Below are 20,261 nucleotides of genomic sequence, written 5' to 3' on the forward strand. Positions count from 1 at the left end.
CGCAGGCAGCACCGATGGCGTTGACGATCGTGGTGCTCGCGCCCGACGGGGCGGGGAAGGTGGACGGGGGCGGGCTCTCCCTGACGCTGGACGCGCCCCGCATCATCCTCGGCCGCGCGGAGAGCTGCGAGGTGCGCCTCCCCGACACGAGCGTGAGCCCCCGGCACGCGTCGATCCGGCAGCGGGGCGCCACGTACCTGCTCCTCGACGAGGGCAGCGACAACGGCACGTTCCTCGGCAAGACGCGCATCGCCCCGCGCACGGCGATGCCGCTGAAGACCGGCGACCGCATCCGCATCGGGCGCGTGTGGCTCCTGCTCCGGATCGAGCCGGCGGTCGCGAAGGCCGCGCCCGCGGCGGCCGCCAAGGAGCTCGCCCTCGAGCTCGTCGCGCGCGGCCTCGCGGCGCAAGGGGAGGATCCGGCGCCGCGCGTGGTCGTTGTCGAGGGCCCCGACAGCGGCCGCGCGTTGCGGATCGAGGAGGCGGCGCGGCCCTACATCCTCGGGCGCGCCAAGGACACCGATCTCGTCCTCGACGACCCGGACGTCTCGCGCCGTCATCTGGCCATTACCCGCAGGGGCGATCAATTCTCGGTTCAGGACCTCGGATCGCGCTCAGGCGCTTCGCTCGACGGCGCTCCAGTGCCTCAGTTCGATACGGTCTGGCGTCCTGGACAGGTGCTCGCGATCTCGGGCGATCGGCTCGTCTTCGAGCACCCGGCCGCCGAGGCGCTCGCGGAGATCGAGCGAAGCCCGTGTGAGCCGCTCCGTCCAGATGCGGTGTTCGAGGCGCCTTCGCTCGAGGAGCCGAAGGCAGCGCATTCCACGCCGACGCCTCCGCCTGCCTCGGTGAGCACGAGTTCGCCGCTCGCACAGCCCGTTGAAGCGGCTCCGGTGTCTCGCGCCGCGCAGGGAAGTGGATGGGGCTTCACAGAGGCGCTCATTGCCCTGCTCGCGCTTGGTGTGCTGGCGCTCAGCATTGCTGGCCTGTTGTGGCTGCTGGGGCGCTCTTAGTGTCTTGACGTCGCGCGCGCGCAGGGTTCGAAGAGCGCAGTCCCGGAGGGGTGCGCATGCGTGCGATCCGAATGAGAGCTGACGGCGAGGGCGAGGCCACCGAGGCGGAGCTTCAGGCGGAAGGGATCCAGTGCGGCGCATTCGACCCGGGCGCAGCGGCGCTCGCCTTGCAGCGCGTGATCGCGGACCGCGGATGGACGGAGCACGAGGACGTCCGCCGCGACGGGAGCAAGCCGCGCGACGAGGCGGAGAGCGCGAGAGAGGCGGATGAGCACTGCCACCTCGGCGACGAGGTGCGGCTCTTCGTGGAGGGACACGGCTGTTACGACGTCCGTTGCATGAACGACGAGTGGCTGCGGATCTGGGTCGGCGCGGGCGATCTCATCGCCGTGCCGGCGCGGCGCTACCATCGCTTCATGGCGAGCAAGGCCAGCGCGATCCGCTACCTGCAGCCGTACGGCGGCCGTCACCTGCTCATGCAGCTCTACCGCGTGTCCGACGATCGGACGCGCGCGATGTGAACTCGAGGTACCCGATGGCGCATCCCTACCGTCTCGTCACTTCCAGGGCCCGGATCCCCGTCCCTGGCGGCAAGCTGATCGAGGAGCTCTTCGGCCGCGTGAACACCGGCACGGACGGGTTCAGCCTGGCGCACATGGTGGCCCCGCCGGGCTGGAGCGAGCCGGCGCAGACGCCTTCGTTCGGCGAGCTGACGCTCGTGATCCGCGGCCGTGTGCGCGCCGAGATCGCGGGCGAGACGGTCGACGTCTCGGCCGGCCAGGCCCTCTGGACGGAGCCCGATCAGCGCGTCCGCTACAGCAACCCGTTCGACGAGGAGAGCGAGTACTTCGCGCTCTGCATACCGGCCTTCGCGCCCGACCTGGCGCGGCGCGACGCCGAGTGAGCTCCGCAGTGCGCGCGCGGCACCGGCGCGTGATCTGCGCGGCGCCGCCGCGGGATCCGCGCATCGCGGGTGCGCGGTGACAGCGCGCGCGCTGCGCAGATCCTGGATCCCTGCTGGGCGCCGAGCGCGTACTATGTCCCATGCTCTTCGATCCCGCGGAGTTCCGGAAGGTGCTGGGCCAGTTCGCGACCGGGGTCACCCTCGTGACCACGGTGCAGGACGGCGCGCCGCACGCGATGACCGTGAACTCGTTCAGCGCCGTCTCGCTCGACCCGCCGCTCGTGCTGTTCTGCGCGGACAGGCGGTCGCGCACGAGCGCGGCCATCGCGGCGTCCGGGGTCTTCGCGGTGAACATCCTGCGGGAGCAGCAGCGGGAGATCTCGGATCTGTTCGCCGGCAAGGGCACGGACATCGATCGGCAGGCGGTGCTCACGGAGGCTCATGTGGCCGAGTCGGGCAGCCCGATCCTCAAGGACGTGCTGGCCTTCCTCGACTGCAAGGTCGAGCACGCGTACGACGGGGGTGATCACATCGTCTATGTCGGCCGCGTGCTCTCGTCGGGTCGAGGGGAGGCGGGCGCGCCGCTCCTGTATTACCGGGGCACGTACCAGGCCCTCGACGACGTCTGGCGATGGCGCGATCGCTATGCGGCGCGGGAGCAGGCGACCCCGTTCCACGAGCTCGTCGACTTCTTCGATCGCATGCAGGCGGAGGGCCCCTATGCGACGCTCGTCGACGAGCTCGTCACGCTCGTCGATCCGGGCGTCGAGGACCGGTGCCTCGACCTCGGCTGCGGCACGGGGCGCCTGACGCGCGAGATGGGTCGCCGCTGCCACGAGTCGATCGGGATCGACGCGACGGCGGCGATGGTGGAGCGCGCCGCGCAGCGGGCGAAGGCGCTCGGCCTGGACAACGTGACGTTCCGGGAGGCGCTGGCGACGCGGCTCCCGTTCCCCGACGCCTCGTTCGACGTGGTGACCGCGTCGAACCTGCTCCTGCACCTGCCCGAGCCGGGCCCGGTGCTGGCCGAGGCGGCGCGCGTCCTCCGCCCGGGCGGCCGCCTGGCGCTGCTCGAGCCCACGGCCACGATGAGCCGCGCCGCGATGGCCGGCTACCTGCGCGGCCACCGGTACAACCCGTCGACGGCCCACGCGATGCTGGCGTGGGCCGACGCGGCGGAGGTCACCTACCGTCACACCGAGGACAAGCTCAGCGGCGAGCTGGTCGGCGCAGGGCTCCAGGTCGACCGCCGCGAGCGCCGGATGAACGGCCTCGCGTTGCTCTGGATCGCCAGCAAGGCCTGAGCGCGCCCCTCGAAGCGTCCCGTCGCCACGCACCGGCGCTCGGTCTCGTCCGGCGCGCGGAGCCCCGCGCTAGGTGCTCACGACGCCCGCCGGAGCCCTGCCTCGTCGACGAGCCGGGGCACCCAGTCCTCCGCGCCGATGGACCGCATGTGGATGCCCGAGAGCCCGGGGATGTCGCGGAGCCCCCGGATGAGCTCCAGCGTGATCCGGTAGCTCTCCCCCTCCGCGTCGCCGCTCTGGCGGACGCGCTCGATCAGGTGCTCGGGGACCACGAGGCCGGGCACCTTCTGCAGGAAGCTCAGCCGATCCACGCCCGCGAACGGGAAGATCGCCGCGATGAAGTGCGCCCGCTCGTGCAGCCGACGCTCGACCACCGCGGCCATCCAGCGGCGCATCGGCGCGAGCTCGAACACCGCCTGCACCTGGATGAAGCTCGCGCCCGCGTCGATCTTCGCGGCGAGCCGGTCCATCGCCCCGGGGATCGCCTGCTCCGCGCACGGGAAATCGATGGTCCCGACGTGGAAGTAGGGCGCCGGCGAGACGACGTCGCCGTTGAAGAGCTTCCCCTCGCGCGTCAGTCGGCGGGTCAGCTCGATCGCCGCGTAGCTGTCGACGTCGCTCACCTCCTTCGCGTCGGGATCGGAGCCGATGGCGCACGGGTAGCCGCCGAGGACGATGATGTTCGAGAGCCCCAGCGCCGCCATGCCGAGGAGGTCGCCCTGGAGGGCGATCTTGTTCTTGTGGCGGAGCGAGAACTGGAGGACCGGCTCGAGCCCCTCCTGCTTCACGAAATGGCCGACTGCCATGTTGGCGCAGCGCGCCTGCGAGAGCAGGTGATCGTTGATCTGCACCACATCCACACAGCCCGCCATATTTCGGGCGTGTTTCAGCAGCTTCTCCAGATCGTAGTGACGCGGGGGCGTCAGCTCGGCGGAAACGAGGAACTGGCGCTCGCTGAGGAGGCGCTCCATCTTCGACTTCGTCACCATCTCCTGCTCCTTCCGTCACTCGACGAACCTGAGGACTCCGTCACTCGACGAACCTGAGGACCCGGACCTTGGCCCCGCTCCGGCCGTGGAACCGCGCGGCCGCGCTCGCGATGCGCGCCGCCTCGGCCCGCGCCAGGCTGCATGGGAACCCATACTTCTTGAAGACCCGCTCGCTCGCGATATCGAGCGCCGTCCGGCAGCGCGACACGAAGTCGTCGAGATCGTAGCTCTCCCCGACGTCGAGGTGCTCCTTCACGACGAGCGACGGAGAGTAACAGACCTGCTGCTCGCCGCTCGGCCACTCGATAACGAATCGCATCTCCGGCATATGTCGCTCGCTCGCTCGCCCTAGGTTCGGCGGGATCCAAGGAACTCGCGGTACACGCCGGCCGCGATGCGGGCCGATCGATCCCACGTGTACCGGGCCGCGGTCTCGAGCCCCGCGGCGCGGAGGCGCCGCCTCACGCCCTCGTCCAGGATAGCCTCCATTGCGCCGGCGAGATCGTCTGTTCTCGAGGGATCGACGAGCAGCGCGCTCTCGCCGTCCGCGAGGAACTCGGTGAAGGGAGGTTGCGCAGAGCTCACCACCGGCGCCCCGGAGGCCATCGCCTCCAGCAGGACGAGCCCGAACCCCTCGCGGACGGACGGAAAGACGAACGCGTCGGCCAGCCGGTAGAGCGGCGGGATCAGCGCGTCGGGCAGCACGCCCGCGAGGACGAGCGGCGGCGGCGATGCGCCCGCAGGCGGGGGCCATACACCGCCTTCGCGCGCGATCGCCTCGAACTCGCGCTGGTAAGGCGCGTAGTCGAACAGCGTCTCTCCGCCGGCGATGACGAGCTGGGCTCCGGGCAATCGCCTCCGCACCGACAGGAACGCCTTGAGCAGGCCGATCGAGTTCTTGCGCGGCTCGACGCCGCCCACGGTCACGTAGAGCGGCGATCCGGTGGCGTCGAGGCGCGCGCGCAGCGCCGCGTCCCGCTCGTCGGGCGTGGACGTGTAGCGGCGCAGGCTCACGCCGTTCGGGACGATCGCCGCGCCGACGCCGTGCTCGGCCCGGAGCGCCTCCCTCCAGGCCTCGCTGACCACGAGGCACGCGTCGGCCTCGCGCACGGAGCGGTCCTGGCAGGCGCGCAGGTACGGGCTGTCGTAGTCGTCGAGGTGGTGCACCGTCCGGATGAAATGCGGGACGCGCCCCTCGGCGCGCAGGGCCGCGAGCGCGTTCGCGCTGATGCAATCCTGGGAGTGCCAGACGTCGTGCCGCGCCCCGAGGCGGCGCAGCCCGTCCTCGAACTCCGCGATGCGCTGCTTCACGACCGCGTCGATCCCCGCCTGCGGGGGCGCGGCGGGCACGAGGACCGAGGGGCAGCGCGGCGCGCGGTAGAAGCCGCCCTGGTCCTTGTTCAGCGCGTAGATGCAGACCGAGACGCCGAGGTCGTGGAGCGCCTCGGCGAGCTCGACCGTGTGCACGACGCCGCCGCGCGGCTTGGTCGAGTAGGTGAGGAGCGCGACCGAGAGCGGCGCGCCGGAGGCAGCGCGGGCGCTCATCGCGCGCCCTCGCGCGCGAGCCCGGTGAGCGGCTCCGCGGAGAGGTCCCAGAGCGTCTGCCGCTCGCCGGCGGCCTGGAGGGTGAGCCGCCGCGAGCCGTCGACGGCGCCGACCGCCGCGCTCGCGATGCCCCGCCGCGCGAACGCCGAGAGCACGTCGCCGGCGACCCCGGGGCGCACGCTGAGCAGGAAGCCGTAGCTCGGGAACGCGAGCAGCCAGCGCGCGAGCGGGACGTCGCGCGGCCTGGGGACGGCCTCCAGATCGAGCACCGCGCCGGCGCAGGACGTCTCCAGGAGCATGAGCAGCGTCCCCGCGACGCCGCCCATGCTGATGTCCTTGCCCGCGTCGCACAGGCCCGCCTCGGCGAGGGCGGGCAGGACCTCGAGGTCGCCGCGCAGCCGCGCCGGGTCCGCGCCCGTCGAGGCGTTCCAGAACGGGTGCTCCGCGTGCATCTCGCCGCGCAGGTCGATCGCCGCGACGAGCACGTCGCCGGGGCGCGCCGCGAAGCTCGTGATGAGCCGCCGCGCCCGGCCCGCGATGGCCACGGCGAGGGCGTTGTAGGGGCTGCGCGCGCTCGTATGCCCTCCAACGATCGGCACGCCGTAGGCGCGCGACGCGGCGACCATGCCCTCCCAGACCGGCTCCAGCGCGCCGGCCGAGGTCCCCCAGACGACGTCCACCACGGCGATGGGGCGGCCGCCCATCGCGTAGACGTCGCTGACGTTGACCATCACGGCGCTGTAGCCGGCGAACCGCGGGTCCCCTTCGAGGAACGCCGGCCAGATCCCCTCGGCGGCGAGCAGCAGGTAGCCGTCTCCGTCGGGGATGGCCGCGCAGTCGTCGCCGAGCGCCGCGGGCAGCTCGACGGAGCCGGCCGCGGCGGCCGTATCGCCCGCGCTGGCCGCGAGCGCTGCGCCGGCCGCGCCCGGCTCGCCGGACAGGTACCGCGCCGGGAGCTGCACGTCCCGCTTCGCGAGGATCCCGAACGCGCCGCGCAGCTCGGCCGCGATGCCGCCCAGCATCAGCGGAACCTCTGCCCGGGCGGCGGGCGGGGCTCGTCGCTCGGCGGGTAGCTGTCGAGGTCGGCCTCCATCAGGTGGTGCGGCCTCTCGCGGTGCGATCGCTCCTCGAGGGAGCGCCAGTGGATGCCCTCGAAGAACGGGACGTTGGCCGCCTGAACGAGCGCGAGGAACCGGCGGCACCCCCAGCCGTGGGCGGTGGTGACCGCCTTGTGGACGAGGCCGCGGCCGACAACGCCCTGCTTGCGGTGGGCGCGCTCGACGCCGAGCCGGCCGCCGTACCAGAGGCCGGGCTCCGCCTCGTAGATGCGCACGGTGCCGACGAGCCGCGGACCCCCAGGCGCCCCGTGCTCCAGGGCGGCGATGGGGAACGCGGAGCCGTCCCAGTCGTCCTCGTCGGTGGTCTTAAACAGCCCTTGCTCGTCGCAGAAGATGGCCCGGCGCAAGCGGAGGTACTCGATGTACGTGTCCCTGCTCTGCACAAGCTCGAAGCTGTAACGTGGCGTCATCGGAGCTCTCCGAGGTTGGTGTCCATGCCGCGCCGGGTTCCGGCCGCGCCGCGGGCCGGCCTTCTGCCTCGAAGCCCGAGAGCCCCGAGCAGGCGCCGCAGCGGGCGCAGCCCGCCTTCACGTCGGTCGAGCGCAGCCCCGCCCGCGCGAGCAGCGGGCCGATGTGCTCGTAGAGCGCCCGCATGAAGTCCCCCGAGGGCGGCGCGCGATCGGCCCCCGGCGTCCCGGGGATGGGCACGAGCGGGACGAGGAACGGATAGACCCCCAGCGCGATGAGCCGCTCGCTCGCGTCGAGCAGCGAGGCCAGCGAGTCGCCGAGCCCCGCGATGAGGTACGTCGACACCTGGCCGCGCCCGAACACGCGCACGGCCGCCTCGAACGCCTCGAAGTAGCGGGCCACGCTCACCTCGGCCTTGCCCGGCATCGCGGCCGCGCGCACCTCGTCCTCGACCGCCTCGAGGTGCATGCCCAGGCTGTCGACGCCGGCCGCGCGCATCCGCTCGAACCAGCCGAAATCGTCGGGCGGCTCGCACTGCGCCTGCACCGGCAGATCGACGCGCGCCTTGATGCCGCGCGCGCAGTCGGCGAGGTGCGCCGCGCCGCGATCCGCCGACCGCGGCGTGCCCGTCGTCAGCGTCACGTGCCGCACCCCGTCGAGCCGCGCCGCCGCCTCGGCGACCTCGCCGAGCTGCTCCGGCGTCTTCTTCGCGATGGTGCGCCCCGCCGCGAGCGACTGCCCGATCGCGCAGAACGTGCAGGCCTTCTCGCGCTCCGTGTACCGGATGCACGTCTGGAGCACCGTCGAGGCGAGGACGTCCGCGCCGTGCAGCAGCGCGATCTTGGGGTAGGGGATGCCGTCCCTCGTCGAGAGGGCATAGAAGCGCGGCGTCTTCACGAGGGCGATGGGCGCGAGCTCCTGGCCGTCCCGCTCCACGGTCCCCGCGCCGTCGCGCCCGAGCCGCGCGACGAACGGCGACGCCGCCGCCTGGTCGGTGTGGATCGGGATCATCACCGTGGCCCCGCGCAGCGTCGCCGCAACGTGCTGGGTCGGCCCCGCGCCGCCGCGCCGCGAGGTCCACGCCGCGCGGCGGCCTTCTCCCTCGTCGGAGGCCTCGCCGGAGGCGGGCTCCGGCGGGGGCGCGGCGCCCGCCTCGGGGGCGCCCTCGGGGGCTTCAGCCAGCCTCAGGCCGAACGACTGGAGCTCGGTGATCAGCGTCTGGGTATCCATGGTCCACCGCCGCAGGGGCAAGGGAGGAGGCCTTGGGGCTGCCCGCGCCGAGCGTTATGGAGCGCTCCGCCGTATCCATCCAAAGCCGCAGCAAGTCGGGCCGGGCGTAGTGCCCCGCCGCATCCATCATCCGCTTTCGCTTCGTGATCAGCGCGAAATCGAGCTCGGCGACGGCCATCCCCTCGCCGTCGGTCACGGGCGGGCACGCGTGCACGCCCTCGGGCGTCACGATCGCCGTCATGCACCCGCCGCGCAGCACGCCCTGGATCTGCTCGTTCGGAGCGACCTCCCGGACCTGCTCCGGCGTCAGGAAGGCCGTGGCGTTCACAACGAAGCAGCCCGACTCCAGCGCGTGGTGGCGGATCGTCACCTCCATCTGCTCGGCGAAGATGGGCCCGACCAGGGAGCCGGGGAACTGGCTGCAATGGATCTGCTCGTGCTGCGCGATGAGCGCGAACCGCGCGAGCGGGTTGTAGTGCTCCCAGCAGGCGAGCGCGCCGAGCCTCCCGGCCGCGGTGTCCACGGTCCTGAGCCCCGAGCCGTCGCCCTGCCCCCAGATCATGCGCTCATGGTAGGTCGGCGTGATCTTGCGCCGGTGGAGCACCAGGGAGCCGTCGCTGTCGAAGACGAGCTGCGCGTTGTAGAGCGTCCCGTGATCGCGCTCGTTCACGCCGAGCACCACGACCACCCCGTGCGCGCGCGCGGCGGCCGCCACGGCCCGCGTCACCGGGCCGGGGACGGTGACCGCCTCGTCGTAAAGGCGCATGTGCTCCTTCCCCATGGCGGGCGGCGGGAGCACGAAGGAGAAGTACGGGTAATACGGGACGAACGCCTCGGGGAAGACGCACAGCTCTGCGCCTTCCTTCGCGGCCCTGGCGATCGCGGCGACGACTCGCTCGGTCGTCCCGTCCCGGCTCCCCAGGACGGGACTGGCCTGCACCGCGGCCGCCCGGACTTTGCGGTTGAACTCCATGGACGGCGCTCGGATCAGAGCGTCCAGGAGTGGACCATGAATGCGTTGTCCCGGCGGTGGATCAGCTGGATGTCGAGCACGTCGAGCGGGCTGATGGGCTTGATGCCCGGGATCAGCGCGTGCTCGCCGTGGCCGTAGAGCGCCTGCAGCGCGAACCGGCAGGCGTACACCTTGCCGCCCTCCTCCATGAACCGGCCGATCTGCTGGTTCACCGCGAGGTGCCCGGAGAACGCCTCGCTGCCGAGCTTGGGGAAGCCGCGCTGGAGCCCCAGCGTGACGCCCGGCCCATAGAGCAGGATGGATGTCTCAAATCCCTTACGTTGCAGGCGGATCGCCGTCAGCAAGTTGACGAGGCCGATCGATCCTTCGAAGGCCACCGTGTGAAAGGTAACCAGCGCCTTCTCTCCCGGCTTCGCCTTGACGTCTTCGAAGACCTTCTCCTCGTAATCGACCAGGAAGTCACCAGCGTTGTAAGCGGGATACGTCGGCTTGGGCATTGGTTACCTCTCTCCTAGAATGAATTAGTTGAGAACATAGTGGTTTTCTGGACGCAAGGAAAATGCAGGAGCCATCCCTCTTTTGAGCGGGTGTCAGTCGCAGAGGGGCGCGGAGGGGGTGCGACTTTGGATCTAGCGCCGACGTCCGCAGCGCCCCGGTCGGCTGTTTGCCTGGGTCGTTGCGTGTGTCTAGAGCGCCTCGTCGGCTTCGTGCGCTTCGTGCGCTTCGTGCGCTTCGACGGGTTCGACTCGTTCTGTTTCGCCGGGTCGTCTCGGCGATTTCGACGAGGTTTCGTGCTTGTCCGCGAGAGCGAGCGTGGCTGGGAAGGAGCTGGGCGCTCGTGCGTTCGGGCGGCAAAGCCTGCAGGGAATCGAGCCCTCGGGCGGGCTGCTACCGCTGCTTCTTTCGCGCCTTGGCGCTCTTGCCGCCCTTGGTGCGCTTGCTGGTCTTAATGCCCTTCAGGGGCTTGGTGCTCTTGCTGATCTTGACACGACGGGGGGGCCGTGCGTCCGCCGCGTCGCGCCGCAGCCGGCGCGGCTTCGTCTCGTCCGACGCCGGCTCGCCGGCGAGGCGCCGGCCATAGACGGCGCGCCGGAGGATGGCCACGTCCTCGATCTGCACGAGCATCGCGTCGCCGATCGCGATCCGGTCCCCCGACCGGCGGCCGATGACGCGCAGCCCCTCGTCGTCGATCTCGTATTGATCCGGGCCGAGCGACTCCATGCGGACGAGCACGTCGACGAAGGGATCCTCGATGTTGACGTAGACGCCCCCTCCGACGATGCCCGTGACGGTGCCCTCGAAGGTGTCGCCGAGCCGGGAGCGCATGAGGAGCGCGCGGTGCAGGTCGACCACCTCGCGCTCCACCTCCATCGCCTTTCGCTCGCGCTCCGACGCCGTGATGGCCGCCTCGCGCAGCCGCTCGGTGGCCGCCTCGCTCCTGTCGACGCGCTCGCCGCGCAGCACGGCGCGGATGGCCCGGTGCGCGGTGATGTCCGGGTACCGCCGGATGGGCGAGGTGAAATGCAGGTACGCGCTCGAGGCCAGCCCGAAGTGGCCCACGTTGGCGACGTCGTACACCGCCTGCTTCATCGCGCGGAGCAGCAGCATGTGCAGCACCTGCTTCTGCGGGTGCGCGTCGAGCTTCTTCAGGAACACCGACAGCCGCTTGGGGTCGGCCGCGTCCTCCGGGTCGAACGCGAGCCCGAGCTCTCCGCACATCGTCGCGAAGCGCTCGAGCTTCGCCTGGTCCGGGGGCGCGTGGTACCGGAAGACCGTGGGGATGCCCTGGTCGACGACGAACTGCGCGCACGTCTCGTTCGCGAGGAGCATCATCTCCTCGATGAGCTGGTAGGCCTTCGCGACGCCGGGGTCGTGGCTTCGCTTCTGCACGTCGACGGGCGCGCCCGTCTTCGGGTCGAGCACCACCTTCGCCTCGGGCAGGTCGAGGTCGAGCGCGCCCCGCCGCATCCGCCTGCCGCGGAGCAGCCGGGCGAGGTCCCACATCACCTGAAGGTCGTTCCTGAGCGCCTCGGCCTCGGGGCTGCGCGGCGGCTCGGGGGTGAACCCGAGCGCGCGCGCCACGCCGGGGTAGGTGAGCTTCGCGATCGAGCGGATGTACCCCTCGATGACGCGGGCCCTCCGCACCGTCGCCGTCGCGTCGAGCTCGACCTCGACGCACAGGCAGAGGCGGATCACCCCCGGCAGCAGCGAGCACAGGTTCGACGACAGCGCCCGCGGCAGCATGGGGATCGCGCGATCGGGCAGGTAGACCGAGTTGCCCCGCCCGAGCGCCGCCTGGTCGAGCGCGCTGCCCGGCCGCACGTAGTGCGAGACGTCGGCGATCGCGATCCAGGCGCGGTACGAGCCGTCCTCCTCGCGGATCACCCACACCGCGTCGTCGTGGTCGCGCGCGTCCTCGGGGTCGATCGTCGGCATGGGCAGGTGGGTGAGGTCCGTGCGCCCCTCGAGCGCCTCGGCCGGCACCTCGCCCCCGAACGCCTCGGCCTCGGCGATCGCCTCCGGCGAGTGCTCCTCCTCGATGCCCTCGCGCACCAGGATCTTGGCGACCTCGACGTTCGGGTCGCCGGGCGTCCCGAGCACGGCCTCGAGCACGCCCTCCGGGTTCTCGTCGGCCAGGTCCGGGAAGCGGGCGATCGACACGACCGCCGCGGCGCCGTCCTCCGCGTCGGGCGGCACGAGCGGTCCACCCTGCTCGCGCGGCACGATCACGATCGGCCCGCGGACGCGCCCGTCGTCCGGCTCGAGCCACGCGCTCCTGCCACGCCGCCGCAGCACGCCCGCCACGCGCGCGTGGCGCCGCTTGACGACCCGGACGATCTCCCCCTCCACGCCGCGCCGCGAGCGGGTCGAGATGCGCACGACGACGGTGTCGCCGTGGAGCGCGCCGCCCATCGCCTCGGGCGAGATGTAGACGTCCTCGGCCGCCCCTCCGAGCGCCACGAAGCCGAAGCCGCGCGGGTGCACGGTCAGCGTCCCCTCGCGCTCGGCGCCGCGCGCCTCGACCTGCTTCTGGCTCGTGCGGAAGCGCTGCCCGGGGAGCGCGACGATGCTGCCCTCCAGCGACAGCTCCTCGAGCAGCCGCTGCAGCTTCGCGTAGCGGCTCGGCTCGACCCCGAGGCGCTCGGCGATCTCGTTCGCGTGCAGGGCGCGCTTGAACGTGGACAGCAGGTCGACCACGGCCTCCCGGCGGCGCGCGCCGGAGGCGGCCGTCGGGGGATCTCCACGGGATGAAGAACGCATGAAACTCGACTAGCACGAGTCTCCTCGCGCTGGCTGTCTCCGCCCGGGTCCGGTATGCCTCGAACCCACCCCTCCTCCACCTGCAACGCACCCGCAACGACCGATGCTGCTGAACTCGATCGCCCTGCTCCTCGCGCTGGTGCTCCTCGTCGCCCTCGCCGGCAGGGGCAACGTCTTCGCGGTGCGTCCGGCCGGTGACCGACGTGAAGGACGTGAAGGACGCGACGGACGGGCTGGGCGCGCGCCCTTGGAAGCGTCTCAGGCGAGCCCCGAGGCCCCTGCGTCGCTGCCCTCGAGCGGCGAGCGGCCGGCTGGGCGCGTCCGGTTCTTCGTCACGCTCTTCCGGCTCGCGCTCTTCGTCGCCATCGCGGCGAGCGCGGCGCTCGTCGTCGAGTACCAGAACGCGGGCGATCCCGCGTTCTGCGGCGTCACGTCGGGGTGCTTCGCCGTCAGGATCTCGCCGTACAGCCGCTTCCTCGGCGTCCCGCTGCCGAACCTCGGCCTCGCCGCCTTCACGGCGCTCCTCACCGCCTCGCTGCTCGCGCGGGCGCGCTGGCACCACGCCGCGATCGCGGCCGCCTCGGCCGTCGGCGGCCTCGCCGCCGCGGCGCTCCTCGCGCTCCAGAGCCTCGTGATCGGCGCGTTCTGCGCGTGGTGCGTCGCGGTCGATCTCGCGGCCTTCGCCGCCGCGATCACGTCTGCCCTCGTCGCGCGGCAGGCGTGGCGCATGCCGGCCGGGGCGTTCGAGCGCGCTGCTCAGGGCGGGTCGCTAGGCGTCACTGTGTGGGGCGCGGCCGCCGCGGCCGCGGTCGGCCTGCCGTTCCTCTGGGGCAGCCACCCGGTCGTTCCGCCGCTCCCGCCGGAGCTCGCGGCGCTGCAGGAGCCGGGCAAGATCACGATCGTGGCCTTCACCGACTTCGAGTGTCCCTTCTGTCGCAGGCTGCACCCCGAGCTGAGCAAGATCGAGGAACCCTACGGCGACAGGGTGCGCCACGTGCGCAAGATGGTGCCGCTCCCGATCCACCCCGGCGCGCTCCCCGCCGCGAAGGCCTACGTCTGCACGCCCGAGGACAAGCGCGAGCAGGCCGCGGCGCTGCTCTACAGCGCGCCGCCGAGCAAGCTCACGGACGAGCGCGTCGCGTCCGTCCTCTCGCCGCTCGGCCTCTCCGCCGCGGAGCTCGCGGCTTGCCTCGCCGCGCCCGAGACCCAGGCCGCCATCGACGCGGACGTCGCGCTGTATGGGCGGATGGAGGCGCGCGGGCTCCCCACGACCTACGTCGGCCGGCGGCTCGTGGTGGCGTACAACCCCGAGCGGATCCGCGATGCGCTGCGCCGTGAGGCCGCCGGGGACGACATGAGCTTGCCGCTCCCGTGGCTCTTCGTCGCCCTCTTCGGCGCGGCCGCCGTCGCCGTGCTCGTGGGCGGAAGGGATCGCTCGCGCGGCGCGGCGGACGAGGGCGGCGCCGCCCCCTCGTCGTCCTCGCCAGAGCGATCGTGAGCGACGTCGCGCCCCGCGCTGCCTTTCGCGGCTGGTCGCCGGGTGACAGAATAGCTCATGAGTGATCACCCCGAGCTAGCCGGCAAGCTCCCCCTGGAGTTCTTCCGGCAACTACCCAAGACCGATCTGCACGTCCACCTCGACGGCTCGTTGCGCCTCGAGACGATCATCGACCTCGCCCGCAGCCACCACGTCAACCTCCCGACGTACGAGCCGGCGGAGCTGCGCCGGGTGATGAACCTGGGCCAGAACTGCGGCTCGCTCGTCGAGTACCTCAAGGCGTTCGACATCACGCTGCGCGTCCTGCAGACCGAGGAGGCCCTCTACCGCGTCGCCTACGAGCTCGCGGAGGACGCCGCGCGCGAGAACGTGCGCTACATGGAGGTCCGCTACTCGCCGATGCTGCACACCCGCCTCGGCCTGCGGCTCACGAGCGTGGTCGAGGCCGTGCTCTCCGGGCTCAGGACGGCGCGCGACGCGCTGGGCATCGAGAGCAACGTCATCGTCTGCGGCATCCGCAACATCTCGCCGGAGTCGTCGCTGGAGATGGCGGAGCTCGCGGTGGCGTACAAGGGCCGCGGCGTCGTCGGGTTCGACCTGGCCGGCGCCGAGTACGACCACCCGGCGAAGCACCACAAGGCCGCGTTCCAGCTCGTGCGGCAGAACAACATCAACTGCACCATCCACGCCGGCGAGGCGTACGGCCCCGAGTCGATCGCGCAGGCGCTGCACGTCTGCGGCGCGCACCGGATCGGCCACGGCTGTCGCCTGCGCGAGGACGGCGACCTCCTCCACTACATCAACGATCACCGCATCCCGCTCGAGTGCTGCCCGTCGTCGAACGTGCAGACCGGCGCCGTCCGCGACCTCGCCTCGCACCCGCTCAAGCTCTACCAGAGCCTCGGCCTGCGCGTGACCGTCAACACCGACAACCGGCTCGTCACCGACACGACGGTGTCGCACGAGCTCTGGCACTGCCACACGAAGATGGGGTTCGGGCTGAAGGAGATCAAGGCGACCATCGTGGCCGGCTTCAAGAGCGCCTTCCTGCCGTTCCACATCAAGCAGGCCTATCTCCGCCGCGTCACCGAGGATCTCGAGCGCTTCTCTGCCGACGGCTCGATCCGCCCCGCGGTGGCGCCTATGGCTCCCGGCGCGGCTGCTTGCCACGACGGGATCGAGCTCGCCTCGAAGGACGGGAAGGACGGCAGGCAGGGGGCCCCGGCCTCCGTCGAGAAGGCCGCCAACTGACGCGCTGCCCGTCGATTCGCCGCGTGCGATGCGCCGCGCGCCGCGGAGCGATGCGCCGATCGCGCTGCGCACGGCGGCGGCCGCGCCGTCGCGGCGGGCTCAGCCGCCCTTCCACTCCGTCCGCTGCACCACGGGCAGCTGCAGCGCGCGCTCGCGGTCGAGATCGAGCGAGCCGAGGTGGATCGCGATCGGCGACTGCACCCACTTGAAGATCGATCTCGAGAACAGCGTCGCGAACTTTTCGGCCCAGGCCCGCAGCGCGGCGGGATCCTTGTCGGGGAACAGGCTCGGGAGCGCCCTGGCGACCTCGTCGGCGGCGAGCTTCTCGGCGCCGTAGAGGTGGAGGCACGCGTCGAGGACCTCGAAGGGCATGAGCTCGGCCTCGCCCGACTGGTTCTCGGCGAGCTCCGGCCCTGCGGTGGTGGCGAGCGTCTGCTGGATGCCCTGGAAGCGGAAGCGCTGCGAGAGGCGCTCGAGCAGCGCGATGACCACCGTCTTCGGCAGGTTGGCGATGACGCTGAACGCCCCCTCGAGGTCGCCGCCGACCGTTGTGTAGCCGAGCGCCTTCTCGCTCATGTTCCCCGTCTGCAGGAACAGCGCGCCGCTCGTGTTCGCCCAGTTCCACATGCGCCCGCCGCGGATGCGCGCCTGCACGTTCTGCTTCGTGAGCTCGGTGAGCTGCCCGCCCTCGCCGACCATCGCCTGGGCGGCCTCGAGCTCCCTGGGGAACGCGTCCTCGATCGGGATCACGGCGAACGACACCCCGAGATCGTCGGCGATCTGCGCGGCGGCGCGGTGCGTGGCGTCGCTGGAGTAGCGGGAGGGCATGAAGAACGCGTGGAGCGACGACCTCATCCGCTCGCGCAGCGCCGCGCCCTCGAGGCCCGGGTGGATGAGCTGCACAGCGCGCCAGGCGACGAGCAACGTGAGGAGCGAGTCGCGTCCGCCCGAGAGCGCGAGGCCGATGCTCTTGAAGGCGCCGATCTTGCGGTAGTAGTCGGCGACGCCGAGCGCGAGCGCCTCGTAGAAATCGTCGAGCAGCTCGTCGCGCGCGGAGATCGCGGGCAGCGCCGCCGAAGGCAGGAACGGCGTCGTGCCGGCCGGCGGGGCGGGGTAGGCGAGGCGCGCGCGGTCCGCGGTCTCCCCGCCGATCCGGAGGACCTGCACCATGCGGGCGGAGGCGCGGCGGAACTCCTCGAGATCGCTGCGCCAGGTGCTCGCCTCGCGGCGGCAGCGGGTGGTCCGGTCGAGGTCGACGACGGCCGCGGAGAACCCCTCGCGGAAGCGCGGCGCCTCCAGCATCGGCCGGCCGTTCTGGTTGATGAACCCGCCGCCGTCGAAGACGAGCCCGTCGTTGCCGCCGACCAGGTTCGCGTACGCGATCGTGCACTGGTTGTCCGAGGCGCGGGTCGCGAGCATCTCACGCCGGGTGCTCGTCACCCCGGCGCGGAACGGCGACGCCGAGATGTTGCAGACGATCTCGGCGCCGGCGTAGCAGCGGCGCCGCATCGGGCCGTCGGGCGACCAGATGTCCTCGCACACCTCGACGGCGATCGTCCCGAAATCGAAGGCGTAGACGCGATCGCCGCAGAGCACGCCGTCGGCGTCGAGCTCCATGAACGGCATGCCGCGCGAGAACGTCCGCGCCTCGTAGAAGATGTTGTAGGTCGGCAGCTTCTCCTTGGGGGAGAAGGCGAGCACCCGGCCGGCGTGGACGACGGCGCCCGCGTTGAAGAGGTCGCCTCCAACGCCGACGGTCACGCCGATGACGAACACGGTGCGGAGCTGCGCTGTCTCCTCGGCGAACCGGCGGAGCTCGCGCTGCTGGCTCGCGACGAACGCCGGCCACTGCACCAGGTCCTCGGCCGCGTAGCCGCCGATGACCTGCTCCGGGAAGACCGCCAGGGTGACGTCGTCGCGCGCCATCGCGCGGGCGAGCGAGAGGCACCGGTCGGTGTTCGAGCGGACGGCGCCGACGGTCGCGTTGACGTTGGCGATTCCGATCTTGACGAGTCGCATCGGGCGGCAGCCTACCGCGGCAGCACGGCGCTGAGCAGGCCGAAGAGCTTGTCGAGCTCCCCGGGGGTCACGCGCCGGTTCGACTTCACGCGGTCCCCCTCGGCGAAGAAGACGATCGGGTCGACGACGCGGACCGTCACGATGGCGATGCGGAACGAGGTCGCGCGCTCGATCTCCTCGTTGAGGAAGGCCGCGTCGCGGGCGGCGAGCTCAGGGCTCTCGCTCGCGCCGTCGAGCGCGACCGTGGCGCCGCCGTCCTTGGTCAGCGTCACGGTGGCCTCGAGCGATCTCAGGGTGGGCGGCACCCGTGGCGCCTCTCGCGGTCCCTTCAGCGTCCGCGCCGGATCGATCGCCGCGGCGATCGCGGCCTCGTCGCCCGTCGGATCGGGGAAGCCGCCCGTGCCCAGGAAGCGCCGCGCCTCGCGCGCCCGGGCGACCGGCAACACAACGAGGAAGTCGGGCTCCACGGTCGCCACGACGCGCGTGTGGCCCTTGATGGTCACGCGCACCGCCGGCACGCCGAGCTCGGTCTCCCGGGTCCCTGGCGGCTGGCTGCGCGAGAGGAGCGCGTCGAGGCCGGACGCCAGCTTGTCCGGCGGCACGCTGTGCTGGACGACGACCACCGCCTCGTGGGCCGCGTCCGCGCGCGGCGCGGTGACGAAGGCGCGCTCGACGTCCCGCTCCGGATCGAGCCCCGTGCCGGCGAGCACGGGGCCCCACAGATCGAGCGCCGCGAGCCGCGCCATGATGGGGTGTCCCCGGGTCCTGTCGCCGTAGACGAGCACAGAGACCTTCCCCCCGGCGATCGACTGCGCGATCGCGGCCGCGTTGCGCGGCTTCGGCGGCGGCGGCGTCTCGGCGCTGACCGGCGCTCCGGACGACGCGGAGCCGCACGAGGCGGCGAGGAGGGCGAGGCCGATGACGACGAGCCGCAGCAGCGAGCGGCGCAGCGGCGAGACGCGCATCGCGGCGGGGAGCCCTTGGCGAACGGACGACATCACCCGGACGACGTTACCGGCACCTACCCGATCCTGCCAGCGGGGCAAACCTCCTCGGCGCCCGGGCGTGGCGTCGGCGCCCATCGACCGACCGGCTATCGACCGGCTGTCCACCGACCGATTGCCCGATTGCTCGATCGTCGTTCGCCGCTCGTCGACGCGCGTCGCGACGACGCGCTGCACGGCGACGATGCGAGAAGGTGCGCGGGCTCGCGGTCCTGCGCACGCACCTCGCTGCGGCGAGGCCATCCCTCTTCCTCGGCTCGGGACCTGGAGTAGGATGCCGCTCCCGCGGTCCACGCAGAGCTCGTGCGCGCCGCAAGGCTCCGTGCCGCGCGACGCCGCGGACGCCGAGCCCGACCCATGTTGAAGAGGAGTGTCATCCCATGGCGGTCCGCCCATCCGACCTGCACGCGATCCCCCTGTTCGAGAGAATCACGGAGGATCACCTCGATGATCTGATGAAGGCGTTCCAGCGCCAGGAGGTCCCGTCCGGCCACGTGCTCTTCGAGGCCCGGAGCGCCCCGGCGCACCTGTTCCTCCTGGTCCGGGGCGAGGTCGCGCTGCTCGACGCGGGCGAGACGCGCTTCCGCCTGAGCCCCATCTCGCCCATCGGCGAGCTCGGCGCGCTGACCGGCTTCCGGCGGACGACGACGGCGGTGACGACGCAGCCTTCGGAGATCTGGCGCATCGGCGTCGCCGAGCTCCAGAACTTCTTCGAGGACCACGGGGACGTCGCGTACCCCTTCTACAACAACCTGCTCAACGTCGTGGCCGGCAAGATCCGGCGCGACGCGCGCCGCCTCGAGGAGACCCGCGCGAACCTGATCCGCACGCAGAAGGCGATGAAGCGGCTCCTCGATCTCGTGCTCGACAGCGAGGAGACGCCGCTGAGCAAGGTCATCTGCGCGACCCTGGAGGAGCTCATCGAGAAGAACCGGCGCTCCCACTACATGGTCGAGCCGGCGCACACGCTGAAGAGCTCGGTCCGCCTGGACAGCGGCGCCCTCGTCACCGTCGTCGAGCTCTCGGACGGCTGGCTGCGCCTCGCCGGTGTGCGCGACGTCGCGAAGGACGCGCACTGGAGCGGCGTGCTCGTCCTGCCCGGGCGCGAGATCCCGGTGAGCGGGACCATCGACGCGGTCGACGATCACGGCGCGTTGGTGAAGCTCGATCTCCTGATCGACGAGTACGCCGCCGCGCTCCAGGACTACCTGACACGCCTCCAGATGCTGGATTTCGTGGTGTGACCTCTCGCCGCGCTCGCGGGCCGCGCTGCTCCTCTCAGGCTTTCAGGCGCTCAGGCCTTCAGCCTTCAGCCTTCAGCCTTCAGCCTTCAGCCTTCAGCCTTCAGCCTTCAGCCTTGAGACGGTTGCCAGGATCGTGCCCGGTGATCTACGGTTCCAGGAGCTCGCTGACATCACAGCGCTGAGCCGAAGTGGCGGAATGGCAAACGCGGCGGATTCAAAATCCGCTGTCCGCAAGGGCTTGTGGGTTCGAGTCCCACCTTCGGTACCGAGAGCGCCTCTCACGATCGTTCGTCGCCAGGCAGCCGAGGACGGATGGTTGGCGGGCCACCGTCTGGTCACCAGGCGGCCCCTAGAGGCTGACCGTCCGTGACGCTGGGCGAGCCTGGACGGCGCGCTCTGTCGGAGCACGGCGCTGTCAGGCTGCTACGCTCGGCGCGCATGTCGCGTCGGAGCGGAGGTGGGATCGAACGGCTGGGCGGGCTGATCCAGCGCGCGTCTTC

General features: G+C 71.7%; 18 protein-coding genes and 1 tRNA gene. 8 read left to right on the forward strand and 11 right to left on the reverse strand.

Features of this window, described 5'->3' with window-relative positions; genetic code table 11:
• Positions 1–14 precede the first annotated feature (14 nt).
• The 4 genes from WMF19_RS50655 (at position 15) to WMF19_RS50670 (ending at position 3,221) form a co-directional block, all read left to right on the forward strand.
• On the forward strand, positions 15–1,013 hold the full coding sequence (locus tag WMF19_RS50655; protein WP_437896939.1) for an FHA domain-containing protein: 999 nt from the start codon (positions 15–17) through the stop codon (positions 1,011–1,013).
• A gap of 56 nt (positions 1,014–1,069) precedes the next feature.
• Complete coding sequence (locus tag WMF19_RS50660; protein WP_437896940.1) at positions 1,070–1,534, forward strand: 1,2-dihydroxy-3-keto-5-methylthiopentene dioxygenase; 465 nt, start codon at positions 1,070–1,072, stop codon at positions 1,532–1,534.
• Positions 1,535–1,548: 14 nt separating this feature from the next.
• Complete coding sequence (locus WMF19_RS50665; RefSeq protein ID WP_437326602.1) at positions 1,549–1,917, forward strand: cupin domain-containing protein; 369 nt, start codon at positions 1,549–1,551, stop codon at positions 1,915–1,917.
• 140 nt (positions 1,918–2,057) lie between these two features.
• On the forward strand, positions 2,058–3,221 hold the full coding sequence (locus WMF19_RS50670; RefSeq protein ID WP_437896941.1) for a flavin reductase: 1,164 nt from the start codon (positions 2,058–2,060) through the stop codon (positions 3,219–3,221).
• A gap of 77 nt (positions 3,222–3,298) precedes the next feature.
• On the opposite strand, the gene WMF19_RS50675 is transcribed toward WMF19_RS50670, so the two are convergent.
• The 9 genes from WMF19_RS50675 to rnr form a co-directional block, all read right to left on the reverse strand.
• A complete protein-coding gene (locus WMF19_RS50675) occupies positions 3,299–4,210 on the reverse strand; it encodes a methylenetetrahydrofolate reductase (RefSeq protein ID WP_437896942.1) in 912 nt (303 codons plus the stop codon).
• Between the two features lie 40 nt (positions 4,211–4,250).
• Positions 4,251–4,538: an MSMEG_0570 family nitrogen starvation response protein gene (locus WMF19_RS50680; RefSeq protein ID WP_012241608.1), complete on the reverse strand. Its 288-nt coding sequence runs from the start codon at positions 4,536–4,538 to the stop codon at positions 4,251–4,253.
• A gap of 20 nt (positions 4,539–4,558) precedes the next feature.
• The gene (locus tag WMF19_RS50685; RefSeq protein WP_437326605.1) at positions 4,559–5,755 is read right to left on the reverse strand and encodes an MSMEG_0565 family glycosyltransferase; all 1,197 of its coding nucleotides are present in this window, start codon (positions 5,753–5,755) and stop codon (positions 4,559–4,561) included.
• The gene (locus WMF19_RS50690) at positions 5,752–6,777 is read right to left on the reverse strand and encodes a sll0787 family AIR synthase-like protein (RefSeq protein ID WP_437896943.1); all 1,026 of its coding nucleotides are present in this window, start codon (positions 6,775–6,777) and stop codon (positions 5,752–5,754) included. Before WMF19_RS50690 ends, WMF19_RS50685 begins: the two co-directional genes overlap by 4 nt.
• A complete protein-coding gene (locus tag WMF19_RS50695) occupies positions 6,777–7,283 on the reverse strand; it encodes an MSMEG_0567/Sll0786 family nitrogen starvation N-acetyltransferase (RefSeq protein ID WP_437896944.1) in 507 nt (168 codons plus the stop codon). The genes WMF19_RS50690 and WMF19_RS50695 overlap by 1 nt, the downstream gene beginning before the upstream one ends.
• On the reverse strand, positions 7,180–8,511 hold the full coding sequence (locus WMF19_RS50700) for an MSMEG_0568 family radical SAM protein (RefSeq protein WP_437896945.1): 1,332 nt from the start codon (positions 8,509–8,511) through the stop codon (positions 7,180–7,182). The genes WMF19_RS50695 and WMF19_RS50700 overlap by 104 nt, the downstream gene beginning before the upstream one ends.
• Positions 8,456–9,484 (reverse strand): Nit6803 family nitrilase, encoded by a 1,029-nt coding sequence (locus tag WMF19_RS50705; protein WP_012241613.1) that lies wholly within the window; start codon positions 9,482–9,484, stop codon positions 8,456–8,458. The genes WMF19_RS50700 and WMF19_RS50705 overlap by 56 nt, the downstream gene beginning before the upstream one ends.
• Before the next feature lie 14 nt (positions 9,485–9,498).
• Entirely contained in the window at positions 9,499–9,981 is a 483-nt protein-coding gene (locus WMF19_RS50710; protein WP_437896946.1) for an MSMEG_0572/Sll0783 family nitrogen starvation response protein, read from the reverse strand.
• Positions 9,982–10,372: 391 nt separating this feature from the next.
• Positions 10,373–12,745: a ribonuclease R gene (gene rnr / locus WMF19_RS50715; protein ID WP_437896947.1), complete on the reverse strand. Its 2,373-nt coding sequence runs from the start codon at positions 12,743–12,745 to the stop codon at positions 10,373–10,375.
• Between the two features lie 103 nt (positions 12,746–12,848).
• Here rnr and WMF19_RS50720 point away from each other — a divergent pair, with 103 nt between their 5' ends.
• Both WMF19_RS50720 and add read left to right on the forward strand, forming a co-directional pair.
• Positions 12,849–14,243, forward strand: a complete 1,395-nt coding sequence (locus tag WMF19_RS50720; RefSeq protein ID WP_437896948.1) for a vitamin K epoxide reductase family protein — start codon at positions 12,849–12,851, stop codon at positions 14,241–14,243.
• A gap of 57 nt (positions 14,244–14,300) precedes the next feature.
• Positions 14,301–15,494: an adenosine deaminase gene (gene add, locus WMF19_RS50725; RefSeq protein ID WP_437896949.1), complete on the forward strand. Its 1,194-nt coding sequence runs from the start codon at positions 14,301–14,303 to the stop codon at positions 15,492–15,494.
• Between the two features lie 99 nt (positions 15,495–15,593).
• Here add and nadE read toward each other — a convergent pair whose 3' ends face one another.
• Complete coding sequence (gene nadE / locus WMF19_RS50730) at positions 15,594–17,513, reverse strand: NAD(+) synthase (RefSeq protein WP_437896950.1); 1,920 nt, start codon at positions 17,511–17,513, stop codon at positions 15,594–15,596.
• Between the two features lie 11 nt (positions 17,514–17,524).
• Positions 17,525–18,511: a hypothetical protein gene (locus WMF19_RS50735; RefSeq protein WP_437896951.1), complete on the reverse strand. Its 987-nt coding sequence runs from the start codon at positions 18,509–18,511 to the stop codon at positions 17,525–17,527.
• Between the two features lie 386 nt (positions 18,512–18,897).
• Here WMF19_RS50735 and WMF19_RS50740 point away from each other — a divergent pair, with 386 nt between their 5' ends.
• Positions 18,898–19,761 carry a Crp/Fnr family transcriptional regulator gene (locus WMF19_RS50740; protein WP_437896952.1) on the forward strand — a complete coding sequence of 288 codons (864 nt, stop codon included), beginning with the start codon at positions 18,898–18,900 and terminating at the stop codon, positions 19,759–19,761.
• A gap of 182 nt (positions 19,762–19,943) precedes the next feature.
• Positions 19,944–20,026, forward strand: a tRNA-Leu gene (locus WMF19_RS50745).
• The last annotated feature ends 235 nt before the right edge of the window (positions 20,027–20,261 follow it).

Origin of the sequence: Sorangium sp. So ce124, assembly GCF_051525235.1 — a bacterium.
Classification (GTDB): Bacteria; Myxococcota_A; Polyangia; order Polyangiales; family Polyangiaceae; genus Sorangium; species Sorangium atrum.